The 14,355-nt window shown below is 60.3% G+C and carries 18 protein-coding genes; 10 read left to right on the top strand and 8 right to left on the bottom strand.

The window, feature by feature from the left end:
- From HYT87_05600 to HYT87_05585, 4 genes are all read left to right on the top strand, one after another.
- A complete protein-coding gene (locus tag HYT87_05600) occupies positions 1–405 on the top strand; it encodes a response regulator (GenBank protein ID MBI2059229.1) in 405 nt (134 codons plus the stop codon).
- Between the two features lie 27 nt (positions 406–432).
- The gene (locus HYT87_05595; GenBank protein ID MBI2059228.1) at positions 433–1,980 is read left to right on the top strand and encodes a response regulator; all 1,548 of its coding nucleotides are present in this window, start codon (positions 433–435) and stop codon (positions 1,978–1,980) included.
- 69 nt (positions 1,981–2,049) lie between these two features.
- The gene (locus HYT87_05590) at positions 2,050–2,643 is read left to right on the top strand and encodes an isoprenylcysteine carboxylmethyltransferase family protein (protein MBI2059227.1); all 594 of its coding nucleotides are present in this window, start codon (positions 2,050–2,052) and stop codon (positions 2,641–2,643) included.
- Positions 2,644–2,786: 143 nt separating this feature from the next.
- On the top strand, positions 2,787–3,947 hold the full coding sequence (locus HYT87_05585; protein ID MBI2059226.1) for a serine hydrolase: 1,161 nt from the start codon (positions 2,787–2,789) through the stop codon (positions 3,945–3,947).
- Between the two features lie 197 nt (positions 3,948–4,144).
- Here the strand turns inward: HYT87_05585 and HYT87_05580 are convergent, their stop codons facing one another.
- From HYT87_05580 to HYT87_05560, 5 genes are all read right to left on the bottom strand, one after another.
- Entirely contained in the window at positions 4,145–4,351 is a 207-nt protein-coding gene (locus HYT87_05580) for a hypothetical protein (protein ID MBI2059225.1), read from the bottom strand.
- Entirely contained in the window at positions 4,335–4,805 is a 471-nt protein-coding gene (locus HYT87_05575; GenBank protein ID MBI2059224.1) for a PIN domain protein, read from the bottom strand. Before HYT87_05575 ends, HYT87_05580 begins: the two co-directional genes overlap by 17 nt.
- Positions 4,806–5,019: 214 nt before the next feature.
- A complete protein-coding gene (locus HYT87_05570; GenBank protein ID MBI2059223.1) occupies positions 5,020–5,397 on the bottom strand; it encodes a hypothetical protein in 378 nt (125 codons plus the stop codon).
- 578 nt (positions 5,398–5,975) lie between these two features.
- Positions 5,976–6,287 (bottom strand): transposase, encoded by a 312-nt coding sequence (locus HYT87_05565; protein MBI2059222.1) that lies wholly within the window; start codon positions 6,285–6,287, stop codon positions 5,976–5,978.
- Between the two features lie 16 nt (positions 6,288–6,303).
- A complete protein-coding gene (locus HYT87_05560; GenBank protein MBI2059221.1) occupies positions 6,304–8,133 on the bottom strand; it encodes an SUMF1/EgtB/PvdO family nonheme iron enzyme in 1,830 nt (609 codons plus the stop codon).
- 1,038 nt (positions 8,134–9,171) lie between these two features.
- Here HYT87_05560 and HYT87_05555 point away from each other — a divergent pair.
- On the top strand, positions 9,172–9,549 hold the full coding sequence (locus tag HYT87_05555) for a hypothetical protein (GenBank protein ID MBI2059220.1): 378 nt from the start codon (positions 9,172–9,174) through the stop codon (positions 9,547–9,549).
- A gap of 80 nt (positions 9,550–9,629) precedes the next feature.
- Here the strand turns inward: HYT87_05555 and HYT87_05550 are convergent, their stop codons facing one another.
- The 3 genes from HYT87_05550 to HYT87_05540 form a co-directional block, all read right to left on the bottom strand.
- A complete protein-coding gene (locus HYT87_05550) occupies positions 9,630–9,974 on the bottom strand; it encodes a DUF5615 family PIN-like protein (protein ID MBI2059219.1) in 345 nt (114 codons plus the stop codon).
- 34 nt (positions 9,975–10,008) lie between these two features.
- Positions 10,009–10,242 (bottom strand): DUF433 domain-containing protein, encoded by a 234-nt coding sequence (locus HYT87_05545; GenBank protein ID MBI2059218.1) that lies wholly within the window; start codon positions 10,240–10,242, stop codon positions 10,009–10,011.
- 265 nt (positions 10,243–10,507) lie between these two features.
- Positions 10,508–10,924 (bottom strand): helix-turn-helix transcriptional regulator, encoded by a 417-nt coding sequence (locus HYT87_05540; protein MBI2059217.1) that lies wholly within the window; start codon positions 10,922–10,924, stop codon positions 10,508–10,510.
- 131 nt (positions 10,925–11,055) lie between these two features.
- Between HYT87_05540 and HYT87_05535 the strand changes: the two genes are divergently transcribed.
- The 5 genes from HYT87_05535 (at position 11,056) to HYT87_05515 (ending at position 14,326) form a co-directional block, all read left to right on the top strand.
- Positions 11,056–11,805, top strand: coding sequence for a carboxypeptidase regulatory-like domain-containing protein (locus HYT87_05535; protein ID MBI2059216.1), 750 nt, complete (start codon positions 11,056–11,058; stop codon positions 11,803–11,805).
- Positions 11,806–11,861: 56 nt separating this feature from the next.
- Positions 11,862–12,239 (top strand): hypothetical protein, encoded by a 378-nt coding sequence (locus tag HYT87_05530; GenBank protein ID MBI2059215.1) that lies wholly within the window; start codon positions 11,862–11,864, stop codon positions 12,237–12,239.
- Positions 12,240–12,366: 127 nt separating this feature from the next.
- Entirely contained in the window at positions 12,367–12,843 is a 477-nt protein-coding gene (locus HYT87_05525) for a hypothetical protein (protein MBI2059214.1), read from the top strand.
- A 105-nt stretch (positions 12,844–12,948) separates the two neighbouring features.
- Entirely contained in the window at positions 12,949–14,088 is a 1,140-nt protein-coding gene (locus HYT87_05520; protein MBI2059213.1) for an EVE domain-containing protein, read from the top strand.
- Positions 14,081–14,326: a hypothetical protein gene (locus tag HYT87_05515; GenBank protein ID MBI2059212.1), complete on the top strand. Its 246-nt coding sequence runs from the start codon at positions 14,081–14,083 to the stop codon at positions 14,324–14,326. The genes HYT87_05520 and HYT87_05515 overlap by 8 nt, the downstream gene beginning before the upstream one ends.
- Positions 14,327–14,355 lie beyond the last annotated feature (29 nt).

The following is a 14,355-nucleotide window of genomic DNA, read 5'->3' as shown; positions in this document are numbered from 1 at the left end:
ATGGGTGGAGCCGAGTTGAAACGGATCATGCTGGTGGAGGACGACCTCAGCATTCAGATGGTGGCGAAAGTCTCACTCGAATCGGTCGGCGGCTTCACGGTGAAAGTCTGTTCCTCCGGAGCGGAAGCGCTTCGCGAGGTCGGGCCGTTCAAGCCTGATCTCGTTCTGATGGATGTCATGATGCCGGAGATGGATGGGCCGACAACCTTGAGGGCCATGCGCGGGTCGCGCGATCTCGCCGGTATTCCGGTCGTTTTCATCACGGCCAAAGCGCAGCCGCAGGAGGTGGCGCACTTCAGGAGCCTCGGCGCCATAGACATCATCACCAAACCTTTCGATCCGATGAGTCTGCCGGGCCGGGTGCGGGAAATCTGGGGCCGCGCGGCCTCCGGCGCCACTCCTTGAACGGGCCGTCTTCGGCCTGCATGAACCGTGGATAGTTTGGAGAGCCTCAAGAGCTGGTACCGGGAACAGATGTCCTCCCAAATCCAGGCGTTGGAGGCGGCGAGATCGGCCTTTGTCCATCACGAAGCGAAATCCGCGGACTCCATCCGACGGATGGCACACGCCCTTCGGGGATCCGGGGCCACGTACGGATTTCCGGAGATCACGGAATCCGCGGGCAAAGTGGAGGATGCCCCGGACGACCGGGTGGCGGCCTGCCTGGAGAGGCTTCTCGTGACGCTGCGGGAGGTCGTGGCCGGCGGGGACGTTCCCAAGACGAATGTGCTGGTGGTGGATGACGATCCGGCGATTGGCCGCCTGCTGAAGCAAGAATTGACGTCCGAGGCGCGCCGGATCCTGGTGGCTTACAGCGGCTCCTCGGCGCAGGAGATCCTGACGAGGACCCCGGTCAGCCTGATCATCCTGGATATCGTGCTTCCGGACATGGACGGCCGGAATCTCCTTCTCAAACTGCGCGAGCAAACGGAGATGGCCTCGGTTCCGATCATTGTTCTTTCCGCCCTAAGAAACCGCCAATCGAGAACGGAATGTCTGGCGCTCGGGGCCGACGAGTACGTCGACAAACCGTTTCAAATCGATCTCCTCGCTTCCCTGGTATCCGCCCGGCTTCAGCGGGCGGGAGCTTCATTGCAGGAGTCCGGCCGCGATCCACTCACCGGCCTGCTCAACCGGGCCTCCCTCAGGGTGGCGTTCGGCCTCGCCCAGGCCCGCGCGCAACGCGCAAAAGAGCCGGTGTCCATCGGCATCATCGACATGGATCACTTCAAATCCATCAACGACACCTACGGACATGCCGCCGGGGATGAAGCGCTCCGTTCGGCGGCGGGTGTCATCAGCAAAAGCCTCCGTCAGGCCGACATCTTCGCCCGGGTGGGGGGCGAGGAGTTCGTGGCTGTATTTGCTGATGCGGATCGACAGGGAGCCAGGGCGGCGCTTGAAAAGGCGCTCGGAGAGGTCCGGGATTTGGTGCTCCAAGCGGGAGATGGCCGCTCATTCCAAGTCCGGTTCTCCGCGGGAGTGGCCGACGTGCGGCCGGGGGCCGAACTGGAGGAAGCTCTGGAGTCGGCGGACCGTCTGCTCTACAAGGCCAAGGCGGCCGGAAGGAATCGGGTAACAGCGGTGGATGATGAGGTCGCGGTTGCCACGCGGAAGATTCTGATCGCGGACGACGATCCTCTCGTCACCACGGTGGTGACCCAAAGATTGGGAAACGATGGATTCGAAGTGATTCACTATCCGGACGGGGAGGCCGCACTGGCTGGATCGGATGATCCTTCAGTGGAACTTTTCCTCTTGGATGTTCAGATGCCGAACATGGATGGTTTCCAACTGCTCGAACGGCTTCGGAAGAAGCCGTCCCTCGCCAAGAAGCCGGTCATGATGCTCACCTCGTTGGGGAATGAAGCCGACGTGGTACGGGGTCTCGAATTGGGCGCGGACGACTATGTCACCAAGCCTTTCTCTCCGGTGGAACTGGCCGCCCGCGTCAGGAGGCTCCTGAAGCAAAGAGGATGAAGCGGGGGTGAGGGTTTCCTCTCCGTCCGGCCTTGATTCCACCCCCCGATTCGTGGAATATCCTGACACATGCCCCGCTGGATCCTTCCCGCCTACGCCGTCGCCTTCTTCCTCGTGCTGATGGGGTGGCGGTCCTACCGTGTGTGGAAACAGACCGGTGTGAATCCCATCGTAATCAAGCGCGGAGACCGCGCGCATGACTACGTGGGGCAGTGCATGGTGTGGGTTTTCCTCGTCATCGCCGCTTTCCTCGTGGTGTACGGATTTTTCCCCTCGGCCTACCCTTGGCTCGAACCGATCCCCTGGTTGGAACACCGTTCCCTAAAGATGGCGGGACTGATCCTCCTCACCGTCTCTTTCGTGTGGATCGCCGTGGCGCAGGCGCAGATGGGGGCGTCGTTCCGAGTGGGGGTGGATCAGGAGCACCGCACGGAGATGGTGGCTCACGGCCTGTTCCGCATCTCAAGGAATCCGATCTTCCTCGGAATGACGGTGACGCTCCTGGGATTCTTTCTGGCCGCGCCGAACATGGTTTCCCTTGTTGTTCTCATTCTCGGTCATGTCCTCATCCAAATCCAAGTTCGCCTCGAAGAGGAACATCTTGAGAAGCTCCACGGCGAATCCTACCTCGCCTACCGCCGCCGAGTTCGCCGCTGGCTATAGATCAGTTGCGAGTCGCCAAGGCGGGAGCCCCGCGTTCCGTTTGCATTCCTGAGCGAAGAGTTCCCAAGGATCTGAACCCCCACGTTCCGATTGATATGCGGTGCCGGTCACTCCTCAAGACGGCGGGAAAGCGGCTTATTCCAATGTGGGGGGTGGCGATCTTCATGCTGGTCGCGGGCTGCTCCGGCGACGACCGGGAGGTTGCCCCATGGCCGACGCCAGCGGGCGATGCCTCATGGCCGACGACGGATTGGATCGTGCAAAACCCAGTGGAACAAGGAATGGACGAATCCGTCCTATCGCGCGCGAAAGACTATGCCTTCCAACCCGGCAAGAATACGCAGGGGGTGGTCGTGGTGCGGCGCGGAGTCCTCGTGGCTGAGTGGTACGGCGGGGGCGCCGACGCCGGCTCGTGGGCTGCAAGCTGGTCCGTCGGCAAGAGCTTCGCGAGCGCCCTCATCGGAATCGCCATCGGTCAAGGAATCATCCCGGGCGTAGAGGTCAGCCTCGCCAAGTATTTTCCACAATGGAGGGGCACGGATAAGGCGGGTATCACCCTTCGTGACGTGCTCACGATGGCCTCCGGACTCGCCTGGGTCGAGGACTACAATCCCGCGGCGTTCGGCAGCTCGGATATCATCCGGCTGGGCTTGGCGGAAAGGGACCAGCTTGCATACGCCGCGAATCGTGAAATGGCCAGGCAGCCCGGCAGTCGCTTTCACTATTCAAGTGGCGACACCCTGCTGTTGTCGGGCGTGCTCGAAGCGGCAACCGGCATGAAGGCCGGCGATTTTGCAGTTCAGGCGCTCTTCTCACCCCTCGGAATAAATAGCGTGGACTGGTGGACCGACGCGAGCGGGCACACTCTCACCTACTGCTGTGTGGACATGACGAGCCAGGACTTTGCGCGGTTTGGTTTGCTCTATCAGCGTCAGGGTTATTGGAGAAACAAGCAAGTCGTTCCCGCTGGGTGGGTGGCGGATTCCACTTCGCCCTCCAGGAGCTTCCGGGGCTATGGCTACCAATGGTGGCTCAGCGGCCGCACCAACCGACGGCTGCCGGCGGATACATTCGCCGCCGTGGGCTACGACGGGCAGTACGTTTACGTGATTCCCTCGCTGGAACTCGTGGTGGTCCGTAATGGCCGCTACGTCAAGTACAGCGGAAGGCCCGTGGCGGATCCGTCTCTATTCGCGCGGTACCCCGCCGGCGGCCTGATTCCCAATCTCGGCACGGTTCCCCCGGACGAATGGAAGGACACGGAATTCCTCACGCCGATCATCGATTCCATTACCGGCGGATGAAAGCGCCCGCACCACCGGGGAACCGACAACGGCTTCTCGCGCGTGATTCTCTCCTGGCGACGTGCACATCACTCCCAGTGTGCCAACGCCGTTTGCGTTGACGTTCTTCGGAATGGCCCCTTACTCCGAAGGGGAAAAGCCTTCGGCTCTGGATCAGGAGTTTGGGGAGAGTATCTTCCGGGAGCGAGAACGCTTCATCAGCGCTTGCCCGCCGCTTGGGCAACACCTGAAGCTTGGGAGTCCGGCGCCACGACGCGGTTCTTCAGCCTCTGCCAGAAAGGATTGTCCTTCAAAAGACCGAGGGTTTTGAGGCTTTTCTCCTGCCAAGTCAGCCCCGCGTCCTCCCGCTCGATTTCCTCGCGCCGTTTTCTCATCCAAGCTACGGCATCAAATCCCTTCTTCATTCCGGACCACCTCCTTCGGGGTTCTAATCTCCAGCATACCATAGCCCCGCTCCACATTCACGGAGTTGAAAAGTCGGATACGCCCCAAGTTCACGATATGCTTGAAATTCCAACTCACCAATACGTCCACCCGTCCTACCGTAGCCAGCGCCACATGCCGGGCATCCTCCTTCGAGCCGGGACCTACGACTTTCTTCGTCAGATACGCCCGTGCAAGCTCGGCTGACTCCTCCGAGTCCGGGAGAACGATCTGGTGTTCGGGAGGGACGCGGTCCAGCCAACTTTGCACGGACGCGGGAGCCCCTTCGAGTTCGCGCAGCGTGTGCGTTGAAAGAACAAGCTTGTACCGTCCATCCGTGAAGAAAGTCCAGAGTGCACGGCTGTCCGTAGAGAATTCTGCATCCTCGCAGCCACCGACGACAGAGGCATCCACGTAGACGATGAATTCTTTCATTCCGGCTCAGTTCAACGCAGCCACGTTATGGCAACGGGGGAGGTCGTTCACCGCACGCCACGTTTCACGTGGTCGTCCCGTCCCGTCCGCCTCCCGGCGGGGATCGCCGGAAGCCAGCCCGAAAGCTCTCACGTTCCCGCGCAAGTTGACAAAGTGAGCAAGGTCCCCCCTCTCCGCTCATGATGGCAGAACGTCGCGCGATGAGCCGTGGCGCTCACAACGTTTCCGGCGCCGTTGGCTCCATCGCGATGTTAGACGATTCTCCCTTGACCACCCTCAATATCTCATCGTCTTCGTAGGTCCTGATTCCGTGTCGCCGATTGCTGTAGAAGTACGACACGTGGTCGTTCGGGTCTGCTCTCCATGCTTCGGCGATTTCTGTGGCGCTTGGATAGTGCGAATTCCTCAAAGTCGGCTCGGTGGCGGTCATGAGAAGCAAATCGAACTCCGTCAGCGGTTGCAGGCTCTCGGCGTCAACAGGCCATTCGAACTGAGCAAGGCCCAAGACAGGATCTATGAGCTGTTCTTCCCCCTCGGCTCCAGGGACGGCCCGATAGCACCATCCAGCCTTTCCAACTGCTGCCTTCCACACGGAAGCGAACTGACTTGGAAGTGGTCGGTCTGGCTGGCACACGAGGCACACCCTGCCCCATTCGCGTGCAATGCCATCTCGGTCACGGGAGTTTTTCTCGGCGGCCCATAGGCACTCCGCTTCCTCGAGAAGATGCTCGGGATCGCAACACTCTGCACGAGCGGGGACCACAAGCCCTGTCCCCAACCTCTCTGGCGCTGAGCATGACCTAGCGAAAACCATGGTAAACGTATTCCCTCGCGACAAAGACTTCCGGCCGTAACGTATGGGCACACGGACTTTGAACTGCCCGGTGCAGCCAAGCCGGTCACGACGCCACTGGCATCGAACAGGCGAACCGTCCCAATACAGAGAACCGACGATGAGAATCCCGATCCGCATAGCTCTTCGATAATCCGCCTAAGGTTCGCGTTGAGTCGCGAGCAAAACGGGCGAGAAGCGCCGCTTTTGGGCGTCTGTCTTGAACGCGTTGTTAGTGCTGAATCGCACTGGGTTTCTTGGACAGAATGACAGCTTATTTTGGCCGGGATTTCGCCCCGCCGAAGGCGGGGCGACCTGCGCCAGCGCTTAATTCCGGATTATGCGGCCTGGGCCTCCGGATGGGATTGGAAGTCATTCCGCACTTGGGCGGGGGTCCGATAGACCCACCGCTCCAGGATCCATTCTCGATTGTATCGCTCAATGAACTCGCCGATGATTCGTCGGGCCTCCTCGAGGTTTTGAAACCGGTGAACCCAAATGCACTGCTCCTTGAGGACCCGCATGAAGTGCTCGGCCATGCCGTTACACAGGGGTCCTCCAACGTAGGCATAGATGATCTCGATGCCCCGCCAGCACAGCGTAGGGTAGAGGATGGGAAAAGTATCATGGGAATCAGGGCTCGGTTGCATGGTAAGTAATGCTTGGTCATGGCGTCCTGGAACAACGAAACCCGAACTCGCCTTTCGTAAACTGCAAAGAGGCGCTGTTGCGGTCCGCAGAGCGCACGCTGCCTGAGTCCCAGGCCCACGAGCCGCCGCGCCACACCGGAGTGGTCCCACTCGTCGGCCCCGGTGGGTCAGTCGAGGGTGCCGAGGCGTAATAGGCTGAATCGTACCCATCCTTCACCCATTCAAACACGTTCCCGGCCATGTCGAGCACGCCATACGGCGAGGCGCCGGTGGGGTAGCTCCCGACCAGACTCGTATCGCCGACACAATCCGATGAGACGTTCCCGTTCGTGCAGTCCGCACCCGTGGCATAGGGCTCGCTCGAGGTGATCGTCCCGCCCCAGGGATAGGGCCGGAGATTGCAATTGACGTTGCGGCCCGTGCCCGCCGCGTCCGCGGAGGTGCACTGGCCGCTCGTGAGGCCCACGAGGCTACCATCCGCCGGACCCCGCGCCGCCTTTTCCCACTCCGCCTCCGTCGGAAGCCGCCGCCCTTTCCACCTGCAGTAGTCCACGCCCTGCAGGTGGTTCACTTTGATCACCGGGTAGTTGTCATACGTGGCGTTGCCATAGTACGTGGTGCGTGTGTACGAATTCGCCCCTGACGGCGCCGTGCATTCCCCGGCGGTGACACACGCCTTGAAGTTCGCGTTCGTCACTTCGTACTTGTCGATGTAGTAGTTCGAAAGCGTCACGAGTCGGCGGGGCTTTTCGTCGGTATCGCCTTCTCCGGACTTCGACCCCTGGACGAACGTGCCCGCGGGGATGGCGATCATGCAGTCGTACGCCTCCGTCACGCAGCACTCGAAGGCTTGGCTGTTGCACGCACCGAAAGAAGGCGCCTTCGTCGTTGCGCTCTTCTGAAGAGTATTTGAATCCGCATTTCCCGCCTCATCCACCGCGTGCGCGACAAAGTAGTATGCTGTGCCCGCTGAGAGACCCGTTGCCGAATAGGACGTAACGCCGACGCTCGTGGTGTACGTGGCCGTGAAACTCGCACCGCAGGTCCCCGACGTTGTGGATTGGCAGATCTTGTACACGATCGCCGACGCCATGCTTACGTTGTCCGCAGCGGCCGTCCAGGCAAGATCGATCTGACTCGCGGACGTGGCCGTTGCCGCGGATAGTCCCGCGAACGTCGGCGCGGTCGTGTCCGCCACGTCCGTCGGTTTGGCCGATACGACGACGCTTTTCGCGCTCTCGGTCGAGCCCGAAATGGCAGCAACCCCAAAGTAGTACGTGGTTCCGTTCGTGAGTCCCGTGACGGTCACGGTCGTCGTCGTCACGGCGAGCGTCGTGGTCAACTGGTCCTGGGCTGTCCCATAGTACGCCTTGTAGCTCAATGCGCCGGTCACCGCATTCCACGCTAGGCTGATCTGCTTGTCGCCGACCGCGGCGGCCAGACCCGTGGGAGCGGAGAGGATCACTTCCTGTGACGTGCCGGTTGGCGTCGCGCTCACGGTGCTGCTCTTCAGGCCCTCGAACGGGCCCGCCGTACTCGACACGGCGAAATAGTAGGTCGTCCCGTTCGTCAGGCTTCCAATTGTAGCCTTCGTCCCGGTTGAAATGACCGACGGGTTCAAGCTGGTGGAAGACGTGCCGTAGTAGACCTTGTAACCCGTTGCCCCGGTCGCCGCGTTCCACGAAAGCGTCACTCCGCCGTTCCCCGCCGATGCAGCAAGTCCCGCAGGAGCCGCGAGATCGACCATGGGAGTCGTTGCGTCGCCCGGCGATGAACCGCAGGATGGCAAGGCACAGAACGTGATGAGCGCTAGGACCCGGAAAACCGCTCGTTGGGTGCTGCCCATGCGGATAGGATTAGGGTCAGTTGTAATGGACTGCTGCCCACACGCGAACCATGAGAATGATCTTGTAGCCTGGGAACGCTGGACCGCGAGTTGTTGAGGATGAGCTGGCATTTTCGACGTAGGCATGATTCTGGACGTAAGAGAAACTCCGCCGGAACGGAGACCAGGATGCTTGCTGCTCCCCATGAGGGAACACTCTACCTCCACTATCCTCAATGTTCAACTCGTTTTACGGGTCATGGCCGATGATGGATTGGGGGCGAAGTCGGAAGAAAGTAGGAATTCGCGGTTCTCCAGGCTTGTAGACCCCGTCGGCGGCTATTCCGCAATTCTCGGGAAGTCGTCCTATCACGCTGAGTGTGTCTCGCGATCGATGCTGGACCAGTTCCGAGCGACCTCGTGATGACCCTGAATGCAATCACAACTAAGTTTCCATTTGTTGACAGTCGCGCGCGCCGAGTGCATCTTACGAGCGATTGTTGGCGTAGCTCAATGGCCGCGATAGGTTTTCATGGCGTTCAGTTCGTCGCCATTGAGCGGTGAACGTGGATCACGCGTTTCGCTCATTGACAGGGGGACGTGCCGAGTCCATTTTACGAATGCTCGCCGGCGTAGCTCAATGGCAGAGCGAGGGTCTCATAACACTTCCAGCCCTCGATCCTCACGTCTTTCCTACTGTTTGACGATCCCCGACGGAATCGGATTTGTCTGCGAAAGTTCGAAGTTATTCACCCATGTCGCGCCACCGCCGTCATTGACGGCGTCGGACCACCATGGCCCGGCCTTACGAGCCGACAGCCACCACCACAGCCACCAACCTCTGCGAAAGGAGGACACGCAATGAGCAGATTGAAACCCGTGAGGAACACCGAAGGAAAGTTCCCGTGCCCGTACTGCGATAGGGCGTATGACGAATCCGACCAGGCGAACGGGCACATGGGCCGGTGCGAATTCCGGCCGAGGCCGCCGGCGGCGCCGATGCAACGGTTCGGGAGCCCTACCCCTACCCCTGGGGGTAACCCTCAATGGGAGGCACCCATGCCGGAAATCTTGAACCCACCCACCCCTGAGCCCTCGGCTGTTTCCCATGATTACTCCGCCGACCAAATCGCCTCTCTCAACGCCAAGATGGACGGGGTGACGAGAATGATCACGGGCTTGCGGTTTCAACGAGACGATCGAAGCCGACAGGTGCCGGCTTCGGTCTCCCGGCCTTGGTGGGCCAGTCCTTGGGTTATAGGTGGTGGTATTTGCTTAGCCGCCTTGGGCGGCTACGTGGCCGGTCGGGCGAGTGTGGTAGGCAAAGAGCAAGCGACCGATGAGGCCGGGCGCGTGATCGACGGAATTGGTCGGAAAGTTGTCGGCAAACTGTCGGACCGCGTGGTCAACAAGGCGCTCAAGGGAATAGGGTTATAGCCAGCCTCTCGCCGCCGGCACGTGAAGGCCAAACCCAACGCATCGCCAATGAATCTAGGTGCCGCGGAGGAATCTACTCCCTAGCCGCTGTAGAAGACCACCGCCTGCTCCGTCACCATCATCCTCGACCCCGGCGTCATTCTCGGCAATGCTTCCTTCAGTCGCTGGGCGATGGGTCCCCGCAATTGGGCAAGCGTGGGGTTGTGAACGGATATCCAAGCTACTGACCAACCTTTCGGCCGCTGAAACCAGAAATCGGAATCGCGAGAAACGAAGATGATATTCTCCTGATCGTATTTCCGGCGTATCTCGGCGTCACTCGCAGATCCCATTCCGATCTCAACAACATGCGATGCGTCGAAGCCGGCCGAACGGATTAGGTGAGCGAGACTGGCTGGCAGGTTGTTGTCGACGATGATCTTCACGGCGACCGCTCGGGCCGTATGCAGAGATCGGCGATCAGGAGCCGACGGCTAACGGCGCTCCCGGAATCTCAGCCAGTTGCTTGGCGTACACAAGCGCGTCCCGGAGATCCTCGGCGGTAAGATTGGGATATTCGGATAGAATTTCATTCGTGTCCTCGCGATTCGCGAGCATCTCCAACACCACATAGACCGGTACTCGCGTGCCCCGGAAATGGGGCCGCCCGCCACAGTAATTGGGATCAACGGCAATTCGGCCTGGCAAACTCATGACCCAACTATACCCTGATTTTCGCTAATTTGAGAGGTCGTGTACACCGCGCGGGAATCGAAGGTGAATCGACCGCCCATTCGCCACCCGCGAACCACGCTTGTCCAGACCTATGTCGAATCCGAAACGATTTGACTTGCCCTTGGAACGAAGCGGGAATGCGCCGACCTCCGCGACCACGCGCAAGACGCCTACGAACTCGTCCTTGGGCTGCGACGCTCGCGGCGATAACGTGGCCGCCGGATCTCACCCCGGCGTCCCCCAGCTAAGGCTTGATTCCGATCTCGCGGAGGAGGCGGAGAACGATATCGACGTCTTTCGGGGCAGCCTTCTTCAAGAGCGATTGGGCCGTCTTCACCTTGTCCACGTCAGAAAGGCTTGCTTCCTGGATTGCAAAGAATTCCCAGATCGGAACGCCTAGGGCCGCGGCTACGCCGAGGAGAGTGTCCAGCGTCGGGTTTTCCCGTCCGCACTCGACGTTCGAGAGGTACTTGTCGGAGATGCCCACCCTCTCGGACAACTCTCCCTGAGTCAGACCCTTCGCCTTTCGAAGCGATTGCATCCGGTCACCCACGAGGGCCTTGATCTTGTCCTTCTGGTCCACCGTGGCCCGATTATTGGCCGCCAGACTCCGGCCCGGAACATCCCAATACACAGAGAGGACTTGACTTATTCTATCCATAGGACGTATTCTCCGCCCTACACATGGAATACTGGGGGTCTTATCGATGCCAAGCCAAGATGCGAGGCAATGTCCAGAGAGGCCGGGCTGGCGCACGCACATATTTTCTTGCTACTTTCCTCGCCCTCGCTATGTCGTGTAGCGGCGACCCGGAGCAAGGAGACACAGATCTGACCACGGCGGCGGCGCCTCCACCTCCTACCGTGTCGATCTCTGGTACGGTCAAACGAACTTGCGATGGTTCTCCGATTTCGAAGTTCCCACTGGCTCTGGTCGATTCCGCCACTGAAAAATCAGCGTCCAATGCAGCTACCTTAACGGACTCGGATGGCACATTCACTTTTTCCCAAGTTTCAGCTGGGTCTTACAAGTTGTTCACCGTGGATTGTTTTGAAAAGCCCGAACAGAAGGCAGCGCAAGTTGGTTCAGTCATTGTGATCGACCCTCCCTCCCCACCCGCCCCTATCAATTTCCAGTACTCTCCCAAAGTCATCGATCCCAAGAATCATGTTTGTGGCCCCGATGTGGACTGTGATTCCTACGTTGACAAGGTCTCCGGAGGAACAGACAACGACGACACGAAGCCTGTCGCATGCGCAGAATGGAGCTGCAATTGCGACGTAACTTGCCAGGGTACCAATCAGATTCCGAGTAGGACGATTACAATACCAAGAGGCGGGGCCATCATCATAGGCAATGCATCAGGCGTCGAATGCGCCTTGGACAATACTGATAAGGCCACGGTCGCGACAACGGCCGCAGGAAATTGCTCCCAAGATGTCGTTTCCTACCAATGTCCAACCGGGACGGCAAAACTCTCGTGCGGGACTTGTGGGTGTTCTGCGACTGCCAAGACCTGCGCCCGAAATCTTTGTAAATGATGCAAGCAAAAGTTCGTTCTTCAGGGTTGAAGACATTTGCAATTCTCCTCTGCCTAATGGCACCGCTCGTCGCCTGCGGTGAGTTGGAAGATCTCCTGGACGGGGATGACGAGGAGACCGCCACTACCACGAGCAGCTCAGGCTCTACGAAAAGCACAACGACCACCACGAAGGATTCCAAGACCGGCCAAACGGACACAGCGACGACAACCACCGTCACCACGACCAAGGTCAACTGGAACTGCCGCTGTACGGCGGTTTGTACGACCGCGAACGCCAGCGTGAACGTCACCTCATGCGAAAGTTCATCGGCCTCATCGAGTTCCGTCGCATTCACCGCCGAGTCCACCTGCATGGGCACCAAGGACCCTTGTACGCTTGGCGCGAACTCCTGCGACTGCACCTGCTCCAAGACCACCACCGGCTGTCTGTAATCCCCCCATCCCCTTACTTCGCTGCTCTTCCCCGAACTTCGGCCAAGAGTTCTGAATAGCAACCCATAGTCTGAAATCGTCCGAATCGACTTGACTGTTCGCGGGAACGAAGCGTCCATGGCGACCAATGGACGCCAAGAGACCGAGCAGTGCAAAACACCTCGAACGGCGGGAGTTCCTCCGGATGGCCGCCGATATGGCGGCCGGCGCGGCGATCCAGCCGACGGCCCGGACAGCGGTGGGCCAACACTCTTTCCCCGCCCCCGATTGGCTCGTCGTCTTCAAATCGCACACGGCTTCCGACCGGGGCGTTGTCATCCACCGTTGCTCCACTGATCCCCCCGCTTACGGCCTCTACGCCCATTTCCTATCGGGAAGGACACTGGACAAGGTCACCGCGGACCTCCCTGACCCCATCGGCGTCGTTTCCTGCGATCACGATTTCGCGGATCGCTTGTGGCACCTGGGTCCAGCAGGCACGCCGATCCCTTCCGAATTGAATCCGGCCCTCGCCTACGCCTTCAACCTCGTCTCAAATCCTGCCTACATTGCCCATCTTCGGAAGGCCGAAATCGAGCAGGCCATGAAGCCCCGATCTGTTTGAAAGTACTTGACTTGTCGCGGCCCAAGAGCGTTGGTGTTGACAAATAGTCATCTTGGCTGAGTGAGGCCGAGAGAACGGAAAGAGACGTAAAGGAGGTAGAAAATGATGATCAGCTTGAAACGGATACTCGACCTCGCCGGGAGGCTGGACGACAGCCCCGGCGAAAACACCCCGCGCGAGCGGTTCCGGTCCTATCTGCGGAGCAACGTCATGGAGGTAGGCCAGCTCCGGGACTACATCGAGGAATGCCTCGGCGAGACCGGCGAACAGCCCAGCCGGGCGCTCCAGGATATGGTGGTCCGTTTGGGGGAACTCCTCGGGTTCGATGTCGCCTATGGCCGGTACAACGGGGGCCGGGGAGAGGTCGGCTTCGACGGCCTCTGGAAATCTCCCGGAGGGTTCTCCCTCGTCATCGAGGTGAAGACCTCCGAAACCTATGCCATCAAGACCTCCGCCTTGGTGGGGTACGTGGATGAACTCATCTCCCAAGGGGTCATACCCGGCTGGGACCACGCCCTGGGGCTGTATGTCGTCGGACGGCCCGATCCCCAGGTGCGACAGCTTGAGAACGCCATCATCGCAGAAAAGAGGACCCATCAACTCCGAGTGGCCTCCGTCGAATCCCTCCTCTCCCTCGCGGAGATGGTGGACGAGCAGGAGGCCACCCATGAGGATGTACTGGCCATCCTCCGGCCTTCCACGCCGGACGTCGACCCCGTGGTGGACCTCCTCGCCCGCCTGATGGCCCGCCGGGAGCCGGACACCCTCCCCAAGCCGGCATTGGCTCCCTCCACTGAAAAGGTGGTCACCGCCGATGAGCCTACCTGCTGGCTGGCCCCGGTCGGATCGAATGGATCGAAGGCCACCGAGATCATCCGCTCCCTCGTGGGTGTCGGGCGCGTGTTCGCCCTTGGGGACCGGTCCCCCGCCCGGAGGCAGATGAAGGAGAACGATCAGATCTGTTTCTACGCCTGCGGCGTGGGGGCGGTTGCCCATGCCCGAATCGCCTCCAGGCCGGAAAAGGGGCTCCACGCCGAGGTGCCTATCCCGGAGAAGTATCCTTGGGGCATCCGGCTGGGTGATGTCCACCTGTACGTCGAGCAACCCAAGGTGCTCAACGCGAAGGTGCGTGCCGAGCTCGATGCGTTCGAGGGTCGGAACCCGGAAGGGTCCTGGGGGTGGTTCCTCAAGATGACACGGCGGATCTCCCCCAAGGACTTCGAGATCCTCACCAGCCGTGGGTAAGAGAACGAACCAAGGGCGGGGTAGTGGGAGGCGGCCGAAACGGTCGGCCCCTCCTCCCTTGGATGAGGAGTTCGACGCGGAGGATCTGATCCAGATCTTGACCATTGTTCGCGACCGAGTGAACGGGATGGAGAGAGTGCATCGCCAGTGGGTCCAACTCCGGGATCGTGTCCAGTACGCGCTGGAGATGGCGATGTCCCTCCAGCGTCGGGTCGATGCGGGTTCCTCCAAGCATTGAGTTGCGGGAAGCTGCGGGTAGGTCATGCC

Source organism: Nitrospirota bacterium (assembly GCA_016180645.1).
Classification (GTDB): Bacteria; JACPQY01; JACPQY01; order JACPQY01; family JACPQY01; genus JACPAV01.
Note: the sequence above shows the minus strand (reverse complement) of the source record. Positions and strands in the feature narration are given on the sequence as shown.

Coding starts and splice junctions, on each gene's coding strand:
- HYT87_05525 (MBI2059214.1), top strand. CDS start 12,367: ATGGACGCCAAGAGACCGAGCAGTGCAAAACACCTCGAACGGCGGGAG.
- HYT87_05560 (MBI2059221.1), bottom strand. CDS start 8,133: ATGGGCAGCACCCAACGAGCGGTTTTCCGGGTCCTAGCGCTCATCACG.
- HYT87_05580 (MBI2059225.1), bottom strand. CDS start 4,351: ATGAAGAAGGGATTTGATGCCGTAGCTTGGATGAGAAAACGGCGCGAG.
- HYT87_05545 (MBI2059218.1), bottom strand. CDS start 10,242: ATGAGTTTGCCAGGCCGAATTGCCGTTGATCCCAATTACTGTGGCGGG.
- HYT87_05535 (MBI2059216.1), top strand. CDS start 11,056: ATGTCGTGTAGCGGCGACCCGGAGCAAGGAGACACAGATCTGACCACG.
- HYT87_05590 (MBI2059227.1), top strand. CDS start 2,050: ATGCCCCGCTGGATCCTTCCCGCCTACGCCGTCGCCTTCTTCCTCGTG.
- HYT87_05575 (MBI2059224.1), bottom strand. CDS start 4,805: ATGAAAGAATTCATCGTCTACGTGGATGCCTCTGTCGTCGGTGGCTGC.
- HYT87_05520 (MBI2059213.1), top strand. CDS start 12,949: ATGATCAGCTTGAAACGGATACTCGACCTCGCCGGGAGGCTGGACGAC.
- HYT87_05585 (MBI2059226.1), top strand. CDS start 2,787: ATGTGGGGGGTGGCGATCTTCATGCTGGTCGCGGGCTGCTCCGGCGAC.
- HYT87_05555 (MBI2059220.1), top strand. CDS start 9,172: ATGCCGGAAATCTTGAACCCACCCACCCCTGAGCCCTCGGCTGTTTCC.
- HYT87_05565 (MBI2059222.1), bottom strand. CDS start 6,287: ATGCAACCGAGCCCTGATTCCCATGATACTTTTCCCATCCTCTACCCT.
- HYT87_05540 (MBI2059217.1), bottom strand. CDS start 10,924: ATGGATAGAATAAGTCAAGTCCTCTCTGTGTATTGGGATGTTCCGGGC.
- HYT87_05530 (MBI2059215.1), top strand. CDS start 11,862: ATGGCACCGCTCGTCGCCTGCGGTGAGTTGGAAGATCTCCTGGACGGG.
- HYT87_05600 (MBI2059229.1), top strand. CDS start 1: ATGGGTGGAGCCGAGTTGAAACGGATCATGCTGGTGGAGGACGACCTC.